The sequence below is a fragment of the Pseudomonas sp. LBUM1647 genome (assembly GCF_059716175.1).
This window is the reverse complement of the sequence record NZ_CP166809.1, coordinates 6,813,579-6,833,856: the sequence shown is the minus strand read 5'-3', so window position 1 is coordinate 6,833,856 and position 20,278 is coordinate 6,813,579. Positions and strand designations below refer to the sequence as shown.

The following is a 20,278-nucleotide window of genomic DNA, read 5'->3' as shown; positions in this document are numbered from 1 at the left end:
GGAATCCCCATGGCCGTCAAGAAACGAGGTCTCGGACGTGGACTGGATGCACTGCTGAGTGGTCCGACTGTCAGCTCGCTGGAAGAACAAGCGGTGCAGGCTGATCAGCGTGAGCTGCAGCACCTGCCCCTGGACCTGATCCAGCGCGGCAAGTACCAGCCGCGGCGGGACATGGATCCTCAGGCGCTGGAAGAGCTGGCGCAGTCGATCAAGGCTCAGGGCGTGATGCAGCCGATCGTGGTTCGTCCGATTGGCGGCGGTCGCTTCGAAATCATCGCCGGTGAACGCCGCTGGCGCGCCAGCCAGCAAGCGGGCCAGGAAACCATCCCGGCGATGGTTCGCGATGTACCGGATGAAACGGCGATCGCCATGGCGCTGATCGAGAACATCCAGCGCGAAGACCTCAATCCGATCGAAGAAGCAGTGGCTTTGCAGCGTTTGCAGCAGGAATTCCAGCTGACGCAGCAACAAGTGGCCGAAGCCGTGGGCAAATCCCGCGTGACCGTGGCCAACCTGCTACGCTTGATCGCGTTGCCGGAAGTCATCAAAACCATGCTGTCCCACGGCGACCTGGAAATGGGTCATGCCCGTGCTTTGCTCGGTTTACCGGAAAATCAACAGGTTGAAGGGGCGCGACACGTTGTCGCACGGGGGCTGACTGTACGCCAGACTGAAGCACTGGTTCGCCAGTGGTTGAGTGGTAAACAGGAACCTGCTGAACCGGTAAAGCCGGACCCGGATATTGCTCGACTCGAACAGCGTCTGGCTGAGCGCCTAGGCTCTGCGGTGCAGATCCGCCACGGGAAAAAGGGGAAGGGGCAGTTGGTGATCGGTTACAACTCCCTCGATGAGCTTCAAGGTGTACTTGCACACATTCGCTGAAACATTTCCTCATGTAGCGTGCAGTCGGAAATCACTACCTGACAGTTGAATAGGGGCAGAACCGCCCCTATACTCTGCGCGCATTTTGTCGGCACAAATTATGCCAAGTTATTGAATTCTGGCAGCCGATCATTGGGGAGCAAAAACGATGGAGAGCCGCACGCCAAACCGCTTGCCGTTCCATCGCCTGGCAGTTTTTCCGGTCTTACTGGCTCAATTTGTCGTTTTGGTACTGGCCGCGTTGGCGCTCTGGTACTGGCATGGAGTCGTAGCCGGGTACTCAGGACTCTGCGGAGGCCTGATAGCCTTGCTACCCAATGTTTATTTCGCTCACAGGGCATTTCGGTTTTCCGGCGCCCGAGCAGCTCAAGCCATCGTCCGGTCTTTTTATGCTGGCGAGGCGGGCAAACTAATTTTGACGGCAGTGCTCTTTGCATTGACGTTTGCAGGTGTGAAGCCATTGGCGCCGCTAGCTGTATTCGGCGTCTTCGTGTTGACCCAACTGGTCAGCTGGTTCGCGCCCCTGCTGATGAGAACAAGACTTTCGAGACCTTAGGGCGTTTGAGGCAACCATGGCAGAGACAACCGCTTCGGGCTATATCCAGCACCACTTGCAGAACCTGACCTTCGGTCAGCACCCAACTGGCGGGTGGGGTTTTGCCCACACCGCAGCAGAAGCCAAAGAAATGGGCTTCTGGGCTTTCCACGTCGATACTCTCGGCTGGTCGGTCGCGTTGGGTCTGATCTTCGTTCTTCTTTTCCGCATGGCGGCAAAGAAGGCGACTTCCGGTCAGCCTGGTGCTTTGCAGAACTTCGTTGAAGTATTGGTCGAATTCGTCGATGGCAGCGTGAAAGACAGCTTCCATGGCCGTAGCCCGGTGATTGCACCGTTGGCACTGACCATCTTCGTCTGGGTCTTCCTGATGAACGCCGTCGACCTGATCCCGGTCGACTGGATTCCTCAGCTGGCCATCCTGATCACTGGCGATTCGCACATTCCGTTCCGTGCCGTATCGACCACTGACCCGAACGCTACCCTGGGCATGGCCCTGTCGGTGTTCGCGTTGATCATTTTCTACAGCATCAAGGTCAAGGGCATCGGCGGCTTCATCGGCGAACTGACCCTGCACCCGTTTGGCAGCAAGAACATTTTCCTGCAAGCGCTGCTGATCCCGGTGAACTTCCTGCTGGAATTCGTCACCCTGATCGCCAAGCCAATCTCTCTGGCACTGCGTCTGTTCGGCAACATGTACGCCGGCGAACTGGTCTTCATTCTGATTGCTGTGATGTTCGGCAGCGGTCTGCTCTGGCTTAGCGGCCTGGGCGTAGTTCTGCAGTGGGCGTGGGCTGTGTTCCACATCCTGATCATCACCCTGCAGGCGTTTATCTTCATGATGCTGACCATCGTTTACCTCTCGATGGCGCACGAAGAGAACCATTAAGACCAGTCTCGACTAGTCTGATGTCCCACTCGGTCAAACGGGTGGGTGCCCGAACAGGGCTATGAAACGATTTGTTTTACCGCTTTAAAATCTAAAAAACCTAAACCATACGACGTAAAAGTCGGGAGGAAAGATGGAAACTGTAGTTGGTCTAACCGCTATCGCTGTTGCACTGTTGATCGGCCTGGGCGCACTGGGTACCGCAATTGGTTTCGGCCTGTTGGGTGGCAAGTTCCTGGAAGGCGCAGCGCGTCAGCCAGAGATGGTTCCAATGCTGCAAGTTAAAATGTTCATCGTTGCCGGTCTGCTCGACGCCGTAACCATGATCGGTGTTGGTATCGCTCTGTTCTTCACCTTCGCGAACCCATTCGTTGGTCAACTCGCTGGCTAATTACTCGAACCTTCGAGTAATTGGTGTGATGTGCAACGAACGAGCGAGGTGTTGGCGTGAACATTAATGCAACCCTGATTGGCCAGTCCGTTGCGTTCTTCATTTTTGTACTGTTTTGCATGAAGTTCGTGTGGCCTCCGGTCATCGCGGCTTTGCACGAACGTCAGAAGAAGATCGCGGATGGACTGGATGCTGCCAGCCGAGCAGCTCGCGACCTGGAGTTGGCCCAAGAGAAAGCGGGTCATCAACTGCGCGAAGCAAAAGCTCAGGCAGCTGAAATCATTGAGCAAGCCAAGAAACGCGGTAACCAGATCGTCGATGAGGCCGTTGAAAAAGCCCGTATCGACGCTGACCGTGTGAAGGTTCAGGCTCAGGCCGAGATCGAGCAGGAACTGAACAGTGTCAAAGACGCGCTGCGTGCCCAATTGGGTGCTCTGGCCGTTGGTGGCGCCGAGAAGATCCTGGGTGCCACAATCGATCAAAACGCGCACGCGGAGCTGGTAAACAAACTGGCTGCTGAAATTTAAGCGAGGGCGATCATGGCAGAATTGACCACGTTGGCCCGACCTTACGCTAAGGCAGCCTTCGAGCACGCCCAGGCCCACCAGCAACTGGCCTCTTGGTCAGCCATGCTCGGCCTGGCTGCAGCAGTGTCGCAAGACGACACTATGCAGCGCGTGCTCAAGGCCCCGCGACTGACGAGCGCAAACAAGGCCACCACGTTTATTGACGTGTGTGGCGACAAGTTCGATGCCAAGGCACAGAATTTCATTCACGTCGTTGCCGAAAACGACCGTCTCCCGCTTTTGCCGGAGATCGCCGCTCTGTTTGACCTGTACAAGGCCGAACAAGAGAAATCGGTAGACGTGGACGTAACCAGTGCTTTCGCATTGAACCAAGAACAGCAAGACAAACTCGCCAAGGTTCTCAGTGCACGGCTCGGCCGGGAAGTGCGACTGCACGCTGCGGAGGATGCCACCCTTATTGGTGGTGTCATCATCCGCGCCGGCGACCTGGTAATCGATGGCTCGATTCGCGGCAAACTCGCGAACCTTGCCGAAGCATTGAAATCTTGAGTTTGAAGGGGCAGCAGAGCAATGCAGCAACTCAATCCTTCCGAAATAAGTGAAATTATCAAGGGCCGCATCGACAAGCTCGATGTGACCTCCCAAGCCCGTAACGAAGGCACTGTCGTCAGCGTATCTGACGGTATCGTGCGGATTCACGGTCTGGCCGACGTAATGTACGGCGAGATGATCGAGTTTCCGGGCGGCGTCTTCGGTATGGCTCTCAACCTGGAGCAGGACTCTGTAGGTGCCGTTGTATTGGGCTCTTACCAGTCTCTGGCTGAAGGCATGAGCGCCAAGTGCACTGGCCGCATCCTCGAAGTTCCGGTTGGTAAGGAACTGCTGGGTCGCGTAGTCGACGCACTGGGTAACCCAGTTGACGGCAAAGGTCCGCTGAACAACACCGAGACCGATGCGGTCGAGAAAGTTGCTCCAGGCGTGATCTGGCGTAAGTCGGTAGACCAGCCTGTACAGACTGGCTACAAGGCTGTCGATGCCATGATTCCTGTCGGCCGTGGCCAGCGTGAGCTGATCATCGGTGACCGTCAGATCGGTAAAACCGCTCTGGCGATCGACGCGATCATCAACCAGAAAAACAGCGGTATTTTCTGCGTCTACGTAGCGATCGGTCAGAAACAATCGACCATCGCTAACGTGGTTCGCAAACTGGAAGAAAACGGCGCACTGGCTAACACCATCGTCGTTGCCGCGAGCGCTTCGGAATCTGCAGCACTGCAGTTCCTGGCACCGTACTCCGGTTGCACCATGGGTGAATTCTTCCGCGACCGCGGTGAAGACGCGCTGATCGTTTATGACGATCTGTCCAAGCAAGCAGTGGCTTACCGCCAGATTTCCCTGCTGCTGCGCCGTCCACCAGGCCGTGAAGCTTACCCAGGCGACGTGTTCTATCTCCACTCCCGTCTGCTGGAGCGCGCATCCCGCGTTTCGGAAGAGTACGTAGAGAAGTTCACCAACGGCGCAGTGACCGGCAAAACCGGTTCCCTGACCGCACTGCCGATCATCGAAACCCAGGCTGGCGACGTTTCCGCGTTCGTTCCGACCAACGTGATTTCCATCACCGACGGTCAGATCTTCCTGGAATCGGCCATGTTCAACTCCGGGATCCGTCCTGCTGTGAACGCCGGTGTTTCGGTATCCCGTGTGGGTGGTGCCGCTCAGACCAAGATCATCAAGAAGCTCTCCGGTGGTATCCGTACCGCTCTGGCTCAGTACCGTGAACTGGCGGCATTCGCCCAGTTCGCTTCTGACCTGGACGAAGCGACCCGTAAGCAACTTGAGCATGGTCAGCGCGTTACCGAGCTGATGAAGCAGAAGCAATACGCACCAATGTCGATCGCTGACATGGCGCTGTCGCTGTATGCCGCTGAGCGTGGGTTCCTGACTGACGTTGAAATCGCCAAGATCGGCAGCTTCGAACAAGCGCTGATTGCTTTCTTCAACCGCGATCACGCCGAATTGATGGCGAAGATCAACGTGAAGGGTGACTTCAATGACGAAATCGACGCTGGCATGAAAGCCGGTATCGAGAAGTTCAAGGCCACCCAAACCTGGTAAGCCGCAGCGGGAGCCGCAAGGCTCCCGCTTGCTAACCTGATAGGTGTTACATGGCAGGCGCAAAAGAGATTCGCAGTAAGATTGCGAGCATCAAAAGCACGCAAAAGATTACCAGCGCCATGGAAAAAGTGGCGGTCAGTAAAATGCGCAAGGCACAAATGCGCATGGCTGCTAGCCGTCCTTACGCGGAGCGCATCCGCCAGGTTATTGGTCATTTGGCCAACGCCAACCCGGAATATCGCCACCCCTTCATGATCGAGCGTGAAATCAAGCGCGTCGGTTATGTCGTAGTGAGCAGTGACCGTGGTCTGTGTGGTGGCTTGAACACCAACCTGTTCAAGGCCTTGGTCAAGGACATGGCGAAAAACCGTGAAAACGGCGTCGAGATCGATCTGTGTGTTGTTGGTAGCAAGGGTGCGGCTTTCTTCCGCAACTTCGGCGGTAACGTCGTTGCAGCTATCAGCCACCTGGGTGAAGAACCGTCGATCAATGATCTGATTGGCAGCGTCAAGGTGATGCTGGATGCCTACCTGGACGGCCGTATTGATCGCCTGTCCGTGGTGTCCAACAAGTTCATCAACACCATGACGCAACAGCCTACTGTGGAGCAGTTGATTCCACTGGAGGCAACCCCGGATCAATCGCTCAAGCACCACTGGGACTATCTCTACGAACCGGATGCCAAAGAGCTGCTTGACGGCTTGATGGTCCGTTACGTCGAGTCGCAGGTCTACCAGGCGGTGGTCGAGAACAACGCGGCTGAACAAGCTGCGCGGATGATCGCGATGAAGAACGCTACCGACAACGCCGGTGATTTGATCAGCGATTTGCAGCTGGTCTACAACAAGGCGCGTCAGGCTGCGATCACCCAAGAGATCTCGGAAATCGTCGGCGGCGCTGCCGCGGTTTAACGGTTCAAATATTCAGAGGATCCAGCTATGAGTAGCGGACGTATCGTTCAAATCATCGGCGCCGTTATCGACGTGGAATTTCCACGCGACAGCGTACCGAGCATCTATAACGCGCTGTTGGTACAAAGCGCGGCAGGGACCACTCTGGAAGTTCAGCAACAGCTGGGCGACGGCGTGGTTCGTACCATTGCGATGGGTTCCACCGAAGGCTTGAAGCGCGGTCTGGAAGTCAAGGACTCCGGCGCAGCCATCTCCGTACCGGTCGGTAAAGCGACCCTGGGCCGGATCATGGACGTCCTGGGCAACCCGATCGACGAAGCTGGTCCGATTGACACCGAAGAGCGCTGGGGCATTCACCGTCCTGCGCCAACCTTCGCTGAACAAGCTGGCGGCAACGACCTGCTGGAAACCGGCATCAAGGTTATCGACCTGGTTTGCCCGTTCGCCAAGGGTGGTAAAGTCGGTCTGTTCGGTGGTGCCGGTGTAGGCAAAACCGTAAACATGATGGAACTGATCCGTAACATCGCCATCGAGCACAGCGGTTATTCCGTGTTCGCCGGTGTGGGTGAGCGTACTCGTGAGGGTAACGACTTCTACCACGAGATGAAGGACTCCAACGTTCTGGACAAAGTGGCACTGGTTTACGGTCAGATGAACGAGCCGCCGGGTAACCGTCTGCGCGTAGCACTGACCGGCCTGACCATGGCCGAGAAGTTCCGTGACGAAGGTAACGACGTTCTGCTGTTCGTCGACAACATCTATCGTTACACCCTGGCCGGTACTGAAGTATCCGCACTGCTGGGCCGTATGCCTTCCGCAGTAGGTTACCAGCCGACCCTGGCCGAAGAGATGGGTACTCTGCAAGAGCGCATCACTTCGACCAAAAACGGTTCGATCACTTCGATCCAAGCGGTATACGTACCTGCGGATGACTTGACTGACCCGTCGCCAGCGACCACTTTCGCCCACTTGGACGCCACCGTCGTTCTGTCCCGTGACATCGCTTCCCTGGGTATCTACCCAGCGGTCGATCCACTCGACTCGACTTCGCGCCAGCTGGACCCGAACGTAATCGGCCAGGACCACTACGACACCGCTCGCGGCGTACAGTATGTTCTGCAACGTTACAAAGAACTGAAGGACATCATTGCGATCCTGGGTATGGACGAGCTGTCGGAAACCGACAAGCAGTTGGTAAACCGTGCTCGTAAGATCCAGCGTTTCTTGTCGCAGCCGTTCTTCGTGGCTGAAGTCTTCACCGGTGCTTCGGGTAAATACGTTTCCCTGAAAGACACCATTGCTGGCTTCAAAGGCATCCTCAACGGTGACTACGACCACCTGCCAGAACAAGCGTTCTACATGGTCGGCGGCATCGAAGAAGCGATCGAGAAAGCCAAGAAACTGTAATCCCGGCGCCCGGCAACGGGCGCTAATTTAGGTTGAGGCAATCAGATGGCTATGACAGTCCATTGCGATATCGTCAGCGCGGAAGGGGAAATCTTCTCCGGCCTGGTCGAGATGGTGGTTGCGCACGGTGCACTGGGTGATCTTGGTATCGCCCTGGGTCACGCGCCGCTGATCACTAATCTCAAGCCGGGCCCGATCCGCCTGATCAAGCAGGGCGGGGAAGAGGAGGTGTATTACATCTCCGGCGGTTTCCTCGAGGTTCAGCCGAACATGGTCAAGGTACTTGCCGACACTGTGCAACGTGCTGCCGACCTGGACGAAGCCTCCGCTCAGGAAGCCGTTAAGGCTGCCGAGAAGGCCTTGCATGACCGTGGTGCAGAATTCGATTACGGTTCTGCTGCCGCACGTCTGGCCGAGGCCGCAGCTCAGCTGCGCACCGTCCAGCAGATCCGCAAGAAGTTCGGCCACTAATAGGCCACCGCTTGTTGTGCGATTGATTAAAAAGGGTAGCCTCGGCTACCCTTTTTTCTTTTTAGATATTCATAACCTGGTCGCAGCCGCTGACCTCCCAGGATTGGTAGCCAGTCATGTCTTTAGAAATCGTTATCCTCGCTGCTGGTCAGGGCACTCGCATGCGTTCGGCACTGCCGAAAGTTCTGCATCCGATTGCTGGCAACTCGATGCTCGGCCATGTTATCCACAGCGCCCGGCAACTTGATCCACAACGCATCCACGTCGTCATCGGCCATGGCGCCGATGCAGTGCGCGAGCGTCTGGCAGCTGATGATCTTAATTTCGTCCTGCAGGACAAACAGCTTGGGACTGGCCACGCCGTTGCTCAAGCGGTGCCTTTCATTGAGTCCGACACCGTCCTGATTCTTTATGGTGACGTGCCATTGATCGAAGTCGAGACCCTGCAGCGTCTGCTCAAGCAAGTAGCGCCGCAGCAACTGGGTCTGTTGACAGTAGAACTGGACGACCCGACCGGATATGGCCGCATCGTCCGCAACGCCGACGGCAAGGTGACAGCCATCGTCGAGCAGAAAGACGCCAACGAAGCCGAACGAGCGATCACTGAAGGCAATACCGGCATTCTGGCGCTGCCGTTCGCGCAATTGGGTGGCTGGATGAGCCGTCTATCGAACAACAACGCCCAGGGCGAGTATTACCTGACCGACGTGATCGCCATGGCGGTCAGCGACGGTCTGGTGGTGGCCACCGAGCAACCGCATGACGCCATGGAAGTGCAGGGCGCTAACGACCGCAAGCAGCTTTCCGAGCTCGAGCGTCACTATCAGCTGCGCGCCGGTCGTCGTTTGATGGCTCAAGGCGTGACCCTTCGTGACCCGGCTCGTTTTGATGTGCGCGGTGAAATCACCGTCGGCCGCGACGTGCTGATAGACATCAATGTGATCCTCGAAGGCAAGGTCGTTATCGAGGACGACGTGGTGATCGGTCCGAACTGCGTGATCAAGGACAGCACCCTGCGCAAAGGTGTGGTGATCAAGGCCAACAGCCACATCGAAGGCGCGATTCTCGGTGAAGGCAGCGATGCCGGCCCCTTCGCTCGTTTGCGTCCAGGTACTGTGCTGGAAGCACGCGCCCATGTGGGTAACTTTGTTGAGTTGAAAAACGCTCATCTCGGCGAGGGCGCCAAGGCCGGTCATCTGACCTATCTGGGTGATGCCGAAGTCGGTGCGCGTACCAACATCGGCGCGGGCACCATTACCTGCAACTACGATGGCGCCAATAAGTGGAAAACCGTGCTGGGTGAAGATGTGTTCATCGGTTCCAACAACTCGTTGGTTGCGCCTGTGGATATCTCTTCGGGCGCGACCACGGCGGCGGGTTCGACTATTACGCAGGATGTGGATAACGCGCAGTTGGCCGTGGGCCGTGCGCGGCAGAAGAATATCGATGGCTGGAAGCGGCCTGAGAAAATCAAGAAGAGCTGAGTTATCCACAGCTCTTGAAGATCAAAAGATCGAAGCCTGCGGCAGCTCCTACAGAGTGAACACGAATTCCCTGTAGGAGCTGCCGAAGGCTGCGATCTTTTTATGGGTTATCCACAGATCTTTTTATCGCCCCACGCTTGACGAAGTTTCGACAATAGGTTTTGATTGCTTCCGTTATCTTTCGAATCGAAACTTACCAAGCCATGTCGAAACGCAATACACCTCAACGCCGTCACAACATCCTCGCCTTGCTCAATGAGCAGGGCGAAGTCAGTGTGGATGAGCTGGCCAAGCGCTTCGAAACGTCGGAAGTTACGATCCGCAAGGATCTCGCGGCGCTTGAGACCAATGGTTTGCTGCTGCGCCGTTATGGCGGAGCGATTACCCTGCCTCAAGAACTGGTGGCCGACCTTGGTCAACCGGTGTCCAAATACAAGCAGGCCATCGCCCGCGCTGCCGTCACACGCATTCGTGAGCATGCGCGGATCATCATCGACAGCGGCAGCACCACCGCGGCGATGATTCCGGAACTCGGCCAGCAGCCGGGCCTGGTCGTGATGACCAACTCCTTGCATGTCGCCAATGCCTTGAGCGAACTTGAGCATGAGCCGGTACTGTTGATGACCGGCGGCACCTGGGACCCGCATTCCGAGTCCTTTCAGGGGCAGGTGGCGGAGCAGGTCCTACGCTCTTACGATTTCGACCAGTTGTTCATCGGTGCCGATGGCATCGACCTGGTTCGCGGTACCACCACCTTCAACGAACTGCTGGGGCTGAGCCGGGTCATGGCTGAAGTCGCCCGGGAAGTGGTTGTCATGGTGGAGGCCGACAAGATCGGCCGCAAGATTCCCAACCTGGAGCTGCCCTGGAGCAGCGTCCATACCCTTATTACCGATGATCGCCTGCCGCTTGAGGCACGGGATCAGATTCAGGCCCGCGGAATCAACTTGATCCTCGCGGCTGTCAGTCAGGAGAAATAGCATGTGTGGAATTGTCGGCGCAGTCGCAGAACGTAATATCACCGCCATCTTGCTCGAAGGCCTGAAACGCCTGGAATACCGTGGCTATGACAGTGCGGGTGTAGCGGTCTACACCAATGACCAAAAGCTTGAGCGCCGGCGTCGCCCGGGCAAGGTCAGTGAATTGGAACTGGCGCTGGCCGAAGAACCGCTGGCCGGCCGCCTGGGTATCGCCCACACCCGCTGGGCCACTCACGGTGCGCCGTGCGAGCGCAACGCTCACCCGCATTTCTCCGGTGATCTGGCGGTGGTGCACAACGGCATCATCGAGAACCACGAAGCCCTGCGCGAGCAACTGAAAGCCTTGGGTTATGTGTTCACCTCGGACACCGACACCGAAGTCATTGCTCACCTGTTGAACCACAAACTCAAAGATCTGCCTGATCTGACCGTGGCCCTGAAAGCTACTGTCAAAGAGCTGCACGGTGCTTACGGTCTGGCGGTGATCAGCGGTCAGCAACCGGATCGTCTGGTTGCGGCCCGCAGCGGCAGCCCGCTGGTCATCGGTCTGGGCATGGGGGAAAACTTCCTGGCTTCCGATCAGTTGGCCCTGCGCCAGGTCACTGACCGCTTCATGTACCTGGAAGAAGGCGATATCGCCGAAATTCACCGCGACAGCGTGCAGATCTGGGACCTGAGCGGCCAAGTGGTCGAACGTGAATCGGTGCAGTACCGCGATGGCGCTGAAGCCGCTGACAAGGGCAAATTCCGCCACTTCATGCTCAAGGAAATTCACGAGCAACCGGCTGTGGTGCAGCGCACCCTGGAAGGTCGCATTAGCCAGAATCAAGTGCTGGTGCAAGCGTTCGGTCCACAGGCTGCGGAGCTGTTCGCCAAAGTGCGTAACGTGCAGATCGTCGCGTGCGGCACCAGTTACCACGCCGGTATGGTTGCCCGTTACTGGCTCGAAGAACTGGCCGGCATCCCGTGCCAGGTGGAAGTCGCCAGCGAATTCCGCTACCGCAAGGTGGTGGTGCAGGCCGACACGCTATTTGTGACCATTTCCCAGTCCGGCGAAACCGCTGACACCCTGGCTGCCCTGCGTAACGCCAAAGAGTTGGGTTACCTGGCGAGCCTGGCGATTTGCAACGTCGGCATCAGCTCGCTGGTGCGCGAATCCGATCTGACTCTGCTGACCCAGGCCGGCCGCGAAATCGGCGTGGCCTCGACCAAAGCCTTTACCACTCAGTTGGTCGGTCTGCTGTTGCTGACCCTGTCCTTGGGTCAGGTTCACGGCACGTTGGCCAAAGGCGTCGAAGCCACATTGGTTGAAGAGCTGCGTCGCCTGCCAACCCGCCTCGGCGAAGCCCTGGCCATGGACGGTACCGTCGAAAAAATCGCCGAGCTGTTCGCTGAGAAAAACCACACCCTGTTCCTCGGTCGTGGTGCGCAATTCCCGGTGGCGATGGAAGGGGCGCTCAAGCTCAAGGAAATCTCCTACATCCATGCTGAAGCCTATCCGGCCGGCGAGCTGAAACACGGACCGTTGGCGCTTGTGGATAACGACATGCCGGTGGTCACCGTGGCACCGAACAACGAGCTGCTGGAGAAGTTGAAATCCAACCTCCAGGAAGTCCGCGCCCGGGGTGGCGAGCTGATCGTCTTCGCAGACGAGCAGGCCGGCATGACCAATGGCGAAGGCACTCATGTTGTGCAAATGCCGCACATCCACGACATCCTGTCGCCGATCCTCTACACCATTCCGCTGCAGTTGCTCTCGTATTACGTTGCTGTATTGAAAGGCACTGACGTCGACCAGCCGCGTAACCTGGCGAAGTCGGTGACGGTGGAATAAGTTATCCACAGGTGATGGAAACATTAAAAATCGCAGCCTACGGTTGCGATTTTTTTTATCTGAATTGAGGACACGCCCATGGACCGATTCCAGGAAATGCAGGTCTTCGCTGCCGTCGCCCAAGACCAAGGCTTCTCGGCGGCGGCGCGGCGTTTGGGCCTGTCGGCAGCCAGCGTGACTCGCGCGGTGGCGGCGCTGGAGAAACGCATCGGCACGTTGCTGCTGACGCGCACTACCCGCAGCGTGCATTTGAGCGAGGCGGGTCAGCGTTATCTGGAAGACTGTCGGAGGATTCTCGCCGAGGTGCAGGAAGCCGAGGATTCGGCGGCGGGCAGTCATGCTCAACCGCGTGGGCAATTGACGATTACTGCGCCGGTGTTGTTCGGTGAGCTGTTTGTCACGCCAGTGATGGTGGATTATCTGACGCAATTTCCTGAAGTCAGCATCAATGGATTGCTGGTCGATCGAGTGGTCAGCATGGTCGAGGAGGGCATCGACGTCGCCGTGCGGATCGGTGAGTTGCCCGACAGTAATCAGCACGCGATTCGCGTGGGTGAGGTTCGGCGGGTGGTATGCGGCTCGCCGGAATTCCTGACGACCCATGGTCGACCTCGACATCCTCAGGATCTGGCTCAGGCGCCGGTTATTGCGACGTCCTCTATCGGTCAGTCGAAAACCTGGCCATTCCTCGAAGGGGGAGAGCCGCTGAGTGTTCGACCAGCGCCGCGCCTGGTGGTGACGGCCAATCAGGCGGCCATTACGGCGGCATGCCTGGGTTTGGGGTTGACCCGGGTTCTGTCTTATCAGGTCGCGAGCAAAGTCGCCTCCGGTGAGCTGGAAATCGTTCTGGCTGACTTCGAACTGCCGCCATTGCCTATCCATGTGGTCTATCAGGGCGGGCGCAAGGCCCCTGTGCGGATTCGCAGTTTTGTGGATTTTGCGGTGAGCGCGCTGCGTGAACACCCGTCCTTGCAGGCGTGATGGTTTATTTCACTGGGTGAAATAATGGATTGCGTTGGCTGGTTATTCTGTTGTTTTGGTTGCGGGTGGAAGATAGCTCCCCATCGGTGCTGAACACTGTTCAACAGCGCCACCACCCAGCGGAGTCGACCATGCAAGCGATCAAACTCTACAACTTCCCACGTTCCGGCCACGCTCATCGTGTGGAGCTGATGCTGTCCCTGCTGCAACTGCCGACCGAGCTGATATTTGTCGACCTGGCCAAGGGCGCGCACAAACAGCCGGACTTCCTTGCACTCAACTCATTTGGTCAGGTTCCGGTCCTTGATGATCAAGGTGTGGTGTTGGCTGACTCCAATGCGATCCTGGTCTACGTGGCAAAGAAATATGGCAATGGCCGCTGGCTGCCAACCGATCCGGTTGGGGCGGCCAAGGTTCAGCGCTGGTTGTCGATTGCCGCTGGGCCGATTGCCTTTGGCCCCGCCAGAGCGAGGCTGATCACGGTGTTTGGTGCGGCTTACAACGCTGAAGAAGTGATCGCTTATTCCCACACCTTGCTCAAAGTGATCGATCAGGAACTGGCAGCAACGCCGTATCTGGCTGGCGCCGAGCCAACCATTGCCGACGTTTCGGCCTACAGCTACATCGCCCATGCGCCAGAAGGCAACGTGTCCCTGGAGGACTACGCCAACATTCGCGCCTGGCTGGCGCGGATCGAAGCCTTGCCAGGGTTTGTCGGCATGCCGCGCACCGTTGCCGGTCTGCAAAAAACTGCCTGATGCTTACGGCCCGTCACTGTCGGGTCATTCACACTGCGCCGATGGCGCAGGGGAGAAGTCGTTGTGGACCGTTCACCCTGGCACGCTGGCGAGAAACAGTTGCAGGCTCATGTGGGCGTTGCCGAGCGAATGGAGGTGCTCGGTCGTAAGGTGATTCGCAGCGAGATGCCGGATCAGCACCGCACGTTCTATGAGCAACTGCCGTTCATGCTGTACGGCACGGTGGATGCCGACGGAAATCCCTGGGCCAGTATTCTTGAGGGGCCACCGGGTTTCGCTCACTCGCCCGAGCCGGGCACACTGCAATTTCGCAGCCTGCCGGGCGCCGACGATCCGGCTCAATTGACGGAGGGTGCGGCCATCGGCCTGCTGGGGATCGAACTGCACACCCGTCGCCGCAATCGTCTCAACGGCCGAGTCGGCGCGATGACGGCGAGCGGCTTCGATGTTGCCGTTGAGCAGTCTTTCGGCAATTGCCCGCAATACATTCAATTGCGGCAGTTTCGCTCGGTACCGTTGGCGGATCCGTCGACTCGCATCGCGCATCACCTCAACGGGCTGGATGATGCGGCCAAAACCCTGATTGCGGGAGCCGATACGTTCTTTGTCGCCAGTTACGTGGACGTCGATGGCCAACGTTCGGTGGACGTTTCTCACCGCGGCGGCCAGGCCGGTTTCGTACAGGTCGAAGGCAATCGCCTGACCATTCCGGATTTCGCCGGCAACTTGTTTTTCAACACCTTGGGCAACCTGCTGCTCAATCCCCGGGCCGGTTTGCTGTTTATCGATTTCAATTCGGGAGACCTGCTGCACCTCAGAGGTCGCACCGAAGTCATTCTTGAAGGCCCACAGGTCGAGGCGTTTCAAGGGGCCGAGCGCTTGTGGACAGTCGAGGTGGAAAGCGTGGTGCGTCGGCCCGCCGCGCTTGCTCTGCGGTGGCGCTTCGACGGCGTGTCACCCACCAGTTTGCTGACCGGCACCTGGGAGCAGGCCAACGCTCGTCTGCAAGCCCAGGCCTTGGGCGATCGTTGGCGGCCGCTGCGGGTGGCGCGCATCAAAGAGGAAAGCCACAACATCCGCTCAATCTATCTGGAGCCCGCCGATGACGCGGGGTTGCCAGTGTTTCAGGCCGGGCAGCATTTGCCGCTGCGCTTCAACATTGCCGGCGAGGTGCACATCCGCACTTACAGCCTGTCGAGTGCGCCGTCCGATGATTTTTTCCGCATCAGTGTGAAGCGCGAAGGCTTGGTGTCTTCGCACCTGCATGAGCAGGTTCGTGTCGGTGATCTGTTGGAGGCCCGTGCGCCTCAAGGGCATTTCACCGTGGCACCTAATGAACGTCGGCCGCTGGTGCTTCTGGCTGCCGGTGTCGGCATAACGCCGCTGCTGTCGATGCTGCGCGAGGTGGTTTACCAAGGCCTGCGCACCCGCCGCATCCGACCGACCTGGTTCTTCCAGAGTTCGCGCACGTTGGCCGATCAAGCGTTTCGTCCTGAGCTGGATCGTTTGCTCGACGATGCCGGCGACGCGGTCAGGGTGCTGCGTCTGGTGAGTCAGCCGGAAGCCGGGGCCTTGGAGGGTGAGGATTTCGACCTGAGCGGGCGGATCGACACCGCGTTGCTCAAGACCCTCCTTGAAGTGGAGGACTACGATCAGCTGGATTTTGTCCTCTGCGGTCCGGGCAGTTTTACCCAAGGGCTGTACGACGGCCTACGGGAACTGAACATCCGTGATGCAAGGATTCACGCCGAAACCTTCGGCCCCTCGACCTTGCGCCGGGTGCCGGACCCCGACGCGGTGGTCATCGAGCAACCGCCCGCTGCTACGACCTCGGTGCCGGTGGTGTTTCAGCGCTCGGCTAAAGAGGCCCGCTGGCAACCGGACGGTGGCAGTTTGCTGGAGTTGGCGGAAAGCCGTGGGTTGCGCCCGGAGTTCAGTTGCCGCGGTGGTTCCTGCGGGACCTGCAAGACTCGCTTGATCAGCGGCCAGGTGAATTATCCACAGCCGCCGGCCGAAGTGCCGGACGACGGACAAGTGCTGATTTGCTGTGCGATTCCGGCGCAGGGGTCGCAGCCTTTGGTCCTCGACCTGTAGCATCTGCCGAACGCAGCTTCTGGCCGCTGCGACAAGGATCAGATTCGGTTATGTATTTTTTCGCTCGTCTGTCGGCGTTGATTGTTGCGGTGGCATTGCTCAACGGTTGCGAACGACAGGACGCGCCAGCGCTCGATCAGCAACTCTACGTCTGGCAACGGCAATGGACACCGGCCCACGAAGCGGCGCTGAGGGACAGCCGCGCTGACTTTTCCACCCTGCGGGTGCTGGCCTTGCAGGCATTCCCCGAGGCGGGTTGGAGCCGGGCGCGGATTGACCCGGCGCTGCTCAAACGTGATGGTCGGCCGCTGATCGCGGTGATTCGTCTCGACGGCCAACTCAAGTCGCTGGATCGGGACGAAGTCACCGCGCAGATCCAGCAGATGCTGGGCGATTGGCAAGGGCTGGGGCTGAATCTCTCCGGCGTGGAAATCGACCACGATGCCGGTAATGCTCGGCTACCGACCTACCGCGAATTTCTTACGCACCTGCGCGCAGTTTTGCCGGCCTCTATTGCGCTGAGCATCACTGCATTGCCGGCCTGGCTCGACAGCCCCGAGTTGCCGGCGCTGTTATCCACAGTCGACAGCAGCGTATTGCAGGTGCATGCGGTGAGCGATCCGCGTCTTGGCTTGTTTGACGCGGATCAGGCCCGTAAATGGACCAAGGCCTGGAGCCGCGTCACTTCCCAACCTTTCTATCTGGCGCTGCCGGCCTATGGTGTGGCGTTGTTGCCGGGCGGCGGTGCGCCGGTAGTGGAAAGCGAAGTGCCGATCGAACAGGGCGGCAAACGCCGGGAATTGCTCGCCGATCCGCAGCAATTGAGCCGACTAGGGAGCGAATTGCGCAACGATCCACCGGCGCATCTGGCGGGCCTGATCTGGTTTCGTCTGCCGCTGGCCAGCGACCGCCGGGCCTGGAGTCTGACGACCCTGAGCGCCGTGGCTCGTGGCGATGCCCTCGACAGTCGACTGGCGCTGAAACTCTCGGTGCAGAACGACCTTTATGACATCAGCCTCAGCAATCAAGGCAACCTCGACAGCGCCTGGCCCGAACGCCTGACCCTCGCGGTGCAGAGCTGTGACGGTGCCGATGCGCTGGCCGGTTATGCGTTGCAACAGCGTCCGGATCTGCTTATCTTCACCCGCCTGCGCGACGGTCGAATACCGGCCGGCGGGCAGCGCGCCGTGGGTTGGGCTCGTTGCGCACATATTGATCAAGGAGGTTCGAATGTTGACCCGTAACTGGCCCCGCCATCTGCTTTGCCTGAGCCTCAGCCTGCCGCTGGGTTCGGCGCTGGCCTGTGGGCCGGATTTCCCGATGCGTCTGCTGGACAACCGCGGCCAGTCGCTGGCGGAGCTGCCGGAAGGCAACTTCAGATTTGAAGTCAGTCGCCTCGGGCATGCGGTCGCCGGGCTGAAGAACGTCACCGAAACCGCCTATAACATGGATGCGCCCGACTACGCAGAACAGCGGGATAAGGCTGAACAATCCGGTTTGACGGCTGAGCAGCAAACGCTGGTGAAACAGTTACGCAGCCTGACCGATGCGCATGAGGTCGAGATTCAGGGCGCGAGCCTTCCGGCTGAGCTCAAGCTCTATCTGGGCGGCGCGGTGGCATTCAATGCCGGTGATCATGGGCTGGCAGCCGAGTACTTCCAGAAGGTGCTGGCATTGCCGGCGGATCAACGGGCGTTGCGCAGCACCTGGGCGGCTTATTCGTTAGGCCGGGCGCTGTTTGCCATGAGCTCCGAAGCGGACGCGGGCCCTGACCTATTGGCTCAATCTCGAAAGGCTTTCGAGCAGACCCGCCAGCTGAGCATCGATGGCTTCAGTGATCCACTGGAACTGGGCGTCGCCAGTCTTGGTGAAGAGGCCCGCGTAGCCCGCACGGCCGGCGACTGGAACCGCGCCATCGAACTCTACGCCACGCAAAACCTTCAGGGTTCGGCGGTGGGTTACACCTCGCTGAAACTGTTGGTAGCCGACCTCGCGGCGATGCCTGACGATCAACTGGCCGTGTTGCTCAACGGCAAACCGGTACAGCAACTGGTGACAGCGTCGTTGATCAGCCGACTGGGCTGGTCATTCGGCGATCAACCGCCGAACGAATTGAAACTGATCAAACTGCTGCAAAACAGCACCCGCGGCAGCCTCGATAATGCTGATCGTCTGGCGGCCGTGAATTATCAACAGGGCGACTACGCGAGCGCCAAGGCCTTCCTCGAACACGCCGGTGATGGCGGACTGGCGTGGTGGCTGCGGGCCAAACTGGCCGTGCGCGATGGTGATAAAAACGCGGCTGCCGCGGCGTATGCCAAGGCTGCCCAGGCCTTCCCGCAGAATGAGTCGTGGGGCGAGCGTCGTACGCCAGACTGGGACTTCGAAACGCTTCAGCCCAAGTGTCGGGTTGAAGGGGAAAGCGCGATCCTGGCGTTGCAACGCGGGGATTACCTGCAAGCGTTCGATCAGCTTTATCGCAGTAAAGATATTTACTGGTTCGACGCAGCCACGGTCGCCGAGCGGGTGTTGACCGTCGATGAGCTCAAGCAATACGTCGACACTCAAGTGCCGGCGCCGCCACCTTTGACTCAGCAGGATCGCGATAACTACGTGCAGTTGCCGGTGGCGGCGAAACTGCGCAATTTGCTCGGGCGGCGTTTGCTGCGCGAAGAGCGGTACGACGAAGCGCCAGCCTATTTCGATAACGCCGACTGGCAGGCCAGGGCCAAGTGGTACGGGCAGTTGCGCCACGACGCCGAATCAAAATGGTGGCCGACCAAACGGGCATTCGCTTACTACTACGCCGCGACACTGGCCCGTTTCGACGGAATGGAGTTGTTGGGTTACGAACTGTCCCCGGATTACGCCACCTTCGGCGGCAATTACAGTCTCGAAAGCGCTGAACTCAAGGTCGGACCGCTGATGACCGAGGGTGAAGTGCAGCGTCAGCAAGCCACGGTGGCGAAGCCTGATGAGCGTTTCCACTACCGTTTTGTCGCCACGGCTTTGGCAAGTAAGGCCGCTGATCAGCTGCCCCACAGCAGTCAGGCGTTTGCTTCGGTGCTGTGCAAGGCTTCGTCGTGGGGCACCAGCCTGCAAGAGCAAAGCGCTTTCTACCGTCGGTATGTCGAGGAAGGTCCGTATGTGGTTTGGGCCGGCGATTTTGGTCACCAATGCCAGGATCCGGACTTTCAGAGCGCCGACAAACGCTATGTGACCCAGGTCACCGATGCCGCGCGTTCGCAGCTGCGGCCATACAAAACACCGTTGCAGATTGGCGGTGTGATAGCGGTCACGGCAGCGGCGCTGTTGCTGATCAATCGCCGCCGCAAGGCGCGGTAAGGCTCAAGCCTGTTGCACAAAGGTCAGCCGCACGGCGAAGCCGATCAACAGGCTGCCAAACAGCCATTGTTGCAGGCGCTGGGCCGAAGGACTGCGTTGCAGCCAACGGCCAAGCGCTGCGCCGGTCAGTGCGTAAGCGCTGTCGAACAGCAAACCGACACCGACCAGCACAATTCCGAGAGTCGCAAATTGCGCAAGTACCGGCCCGGCCTGCGGATCGATGAACTGCGGCAGCAGAACCGAGCAGAACAGTAGCGCCTTGGGGTTGAGCAGGTTGGTCAGCAAACCGCGCTGGATCGCTGCGCGCCAGCGAGGTTTTTCGGTGGTGGCGTCTGCTCCGTCCAAACTCGGCAGCATTGTGGTTCTCAGGCATTGAATGCCGATCCATAGCAGATACGCGGCCCCGGCCAGGCGTACCACGTCGAACGTCCAGGGCGCAGCCTTGAACAGTGCCGCCAACCCCAACGCTGCCAACGCCACATGGCATCCCCGGGCCACACCCAAACCCACCGCTGTGGCCAGCGCCGCGCCTTTGCCCTGACGGGCACCCGTCTGCAACAACAGGATCATGTCCGGGCCCGGCAACAGATAGACCACCGCCAGCGCCATGAAAAACACCCAGAGTCCTGCCACGTTTCACCCCATTCGTTGTCGAT

19 protein-coding genes are annotated in these 20,278 nt (G+C 58.8%); 18 read left to right on the top strand and 1 reads right to left on the bottom strand.

Translation table 11 applies throughout. From position 1 onward, the window contains the following. Positions 1–9: 9 nt before the first annotated feature. The 18 genes from ACA059_RS31615 (at position 10) to ACA059_RS31530 (ending at position 19,622) form a co-directional block, all read left to right on the top strand. Positions 10–882, top strand: a complete 873-nt coding sequence (locus ACA059_RS31615; RefSeq protein WP_497632215.1) for a ParB/RepB/Spo0J family partition protein — start codon at positions 10–12, stop codon at positions 880–882. Positions 883–1,030: 148 nt separating this feature from the next. Next, positions 1,031–1,438, top strand: coding sequence for a F0F1 ATP synthase subunit I (locus ACA059_RS31610; RefSeq protein ID WP_007948092.1), 408 nt, complete (start codon positions 1,031–1,033; stop codon positions 1,436–1,438). A gap of 16 nt (positions 1,439–1,454) precedes the next feature. Continuing rightward, the gene (atpB, locus tag ACA059_RS31605; protein WP_347803508.1) at positions 1,455–2,324 is read left to right on the top strand and encodes a F0F1 ATP synthase subunit A; all 870 of its coding nucleotides are present in this window, start codon (positions 1,455–1,457) and stop codon (positions 2,322–2,324) included. A gap of 133 nt (positions 2,325–2,457) precedes the next feature. Beyond that, positions 2,458–2,715: a F0F1 ATP synthase subunit C gene (atpE, locus tag ACA059_RS31600; RefSeq protein WP_002555987.1), complete on the top strand. Its 258-nt coding sequence runs from the start codon at positions 2,458–2,460 to the stop codon at positions 2,713–2,715. Positions 2,716–2,771: 56 nt separating this feature from the next. Continuing rightward, positions 2,772–3,242 carry a F0F1 ATP synthase subunit B gene (locus ACA059_RS31595; protein WP_046044927.1) on the top strand — a complete coding sequence of 157 codons (471 nt, stop codon included), beginning with the start codon at positions 2,772–2,774 and terminating at the stop codon, positions 3,240–3,242. A 12-nt stretch (positions 3,243–3,254) separates the two neighbouring features. Continuing rightward, entirely contained in the window at positions 3,255–3,791 is a 537-nt protein-coding gene (locus ACA059_RS31590; protein WP_033059683.1) for a F0F1 ATP synthase subunit delta, read from the top strand. 21 nt (positions 3,792–3,812) lie between these two features. Next, entirely contained in the window at positions 3,813–5,357 is a 1,545-nt protein-coding gene (atpA, locus tag ACA059_RS31585; RefSeq protein WP_033059681.1) for a F0F1 ATP synthase subunit alpha, read from the top strand. A 50-nt stretch (positions 5,358–5,407) separates the two neighbouring features. After that, a complete protein-coding gene (atpG, locus tag ACA059_RS31580; RefSeq protein ID WP_458510657.1) occupies positions 5,408–6,268 on the top strand; it encodes a F0F1 ATP synthase subunit gamma in 861 nt (286 codons plus the stop codon). Between the two features lie 27 nt (positions 6,269–6,295). Further along, positions 6,296–7,675 carry a F0F1 ATP synthase subunit beta gene (atpD, locus tag ACA059_RS31575; protein ID WP_149628570.1) on the top strand — a complete coding sequence of 460 codons (1,380 nt, stop codon included), beginning with the start codon at positions 6,296–6,298 and terminating at the stop codon, positions 7,673–7,675. 45 nt (positions 7,676–7,720) lie between these two features. After that, complete coding sequence (locus ACA059_RS31570) at positions 7,721–8,146, top strand: F0F1 ATP synthase subunit epsilon (RefSeq protein ID WP_008155716.1); 426 nt, start codon at positions 7,721–7,723, stop codon at positions 8,144–8,146. Between the two features lie 116 nt (positions 8,147–8,262). Continuing rightward, positions 8,263–9,630: a bifunctional UDP-N-acetylglucosamine diphosphorylase/glucosamine-1-phosphate N-acetyltransferase GlmU gene (gene glmU, locus ACA059_RS31565; RefSeq protein ID WP_497632213.1), complete on the top strand. Its 1,368-nt coding sequence runs from the start codon at positions 8,263–8,265 to the stop codon at positions 9,628–9,630. A gap of 203 nt (positions 9,631–9,833) precedes the next feature. Next, positions 9,834–10,610 (top strand): DeoR/GlpR family DNA-binding transcription regulator, encoded by a 777-nt coding sequence (locus ACA059_RS31560; protein WP_415758534.1) that lies wholly within the window; start codon positions 9,834–9,836, stop codon positions 10,608–10,610. Position 10,611: 1 nt separating this feature from the next. Further along, a complete protein-coding gene (gene glmS / locus ACA059_RS31555) occupies positions 10,612–12,444 on the top strand; it encodes a glutamine--fructose-6-phosphate transaminase (isomerizing) (protein WP_497632212.1) in 1,833 nt (610 codons plus the stop codon). A 78-nt stretch (positions 12,445–12,522) separates the two neighbouring features. Further along, positions 12,523–13,425 (top strand): LysR family transcriptional regulator, encoded by a 903-nt coding sequence (locus ACA059_RS31550; protein WP_497632211.1) that lies wholly within the window; start codon positions 12,523–12,525, stop codon positions 13,423–13,425. A gap of 131 nt (positions 13,426–13,556) precedes the next feature. After that, complete coding sequence (locus ACA059_RS31545) at positions 13,557–14,183, top strand: glutathione S-transferase family protein (RefSeq protein ID WP_497632210.1); 627 nt, start codon at positions 13,557–13,559, stop codon at positions 14,181–14,183. A 63-nt stretch (positions 14,184–14,246) separates the two neighbouring features. Continuing rightward, positions 14,247–16,277, top strand: a complete 2,031-nt coding sequence (locus ACA059_RS31540) for a pyridoxamine 5'-phosphate oxidase family protein (protein WP_497632209.1) — start codon at positions 14,247–14,249, stop codon at positions 16,275–16,277. Positions 16,278–16,327: 50 nt separating this feature from the next. Continuing rightward, the gene (locus ACA059_RS31535; protein ID WP_497632208.1) at positions 16,328–17,521 is read left to right on the top strand and encodes a DUF3142 domain-containing protein; all 1,194 of its coding nucleotides are present in this window, start codon (positions 16,328–16,330) and stop codon (positions 17,519–17,521) included. Next, positions 17,508–19,622, top strand: coding sequence for a hypothetical protein (locus tag ACA059_RS31530; RefSeq protein ID WP_497632207.1), 2,115 nt, complete (start codon positions 17,508–17,510; stop codon positions 19,620–19,622). The genes ACA059_RS31535 and ACA059_RS31530 overlap by 14 nt, the downstream gene beginning before the upstream one ends. A gap of 3 nt (positions 19,623–19,625) precedes the next feature. Here the strand turns inward: ACA059_RS31530 and ACA059_RS31525 are convergent, their stop codons facing one another. Continuing rightward, positions 19,626–20,255 carry a LysE family translocator gene (locus ACA059_RS31525; protein ID WP_497632205.1) on the bottom strand — a complete coding sequence of 210 codons (630 nt, stop codon included), beginning with the start codon at positions 20,253–20,255 and terminating at the stop codon, positions 19,626–19,628. Between the last annotated feature and the right edge of the window lie 23 nt (positions 20,256–20,278).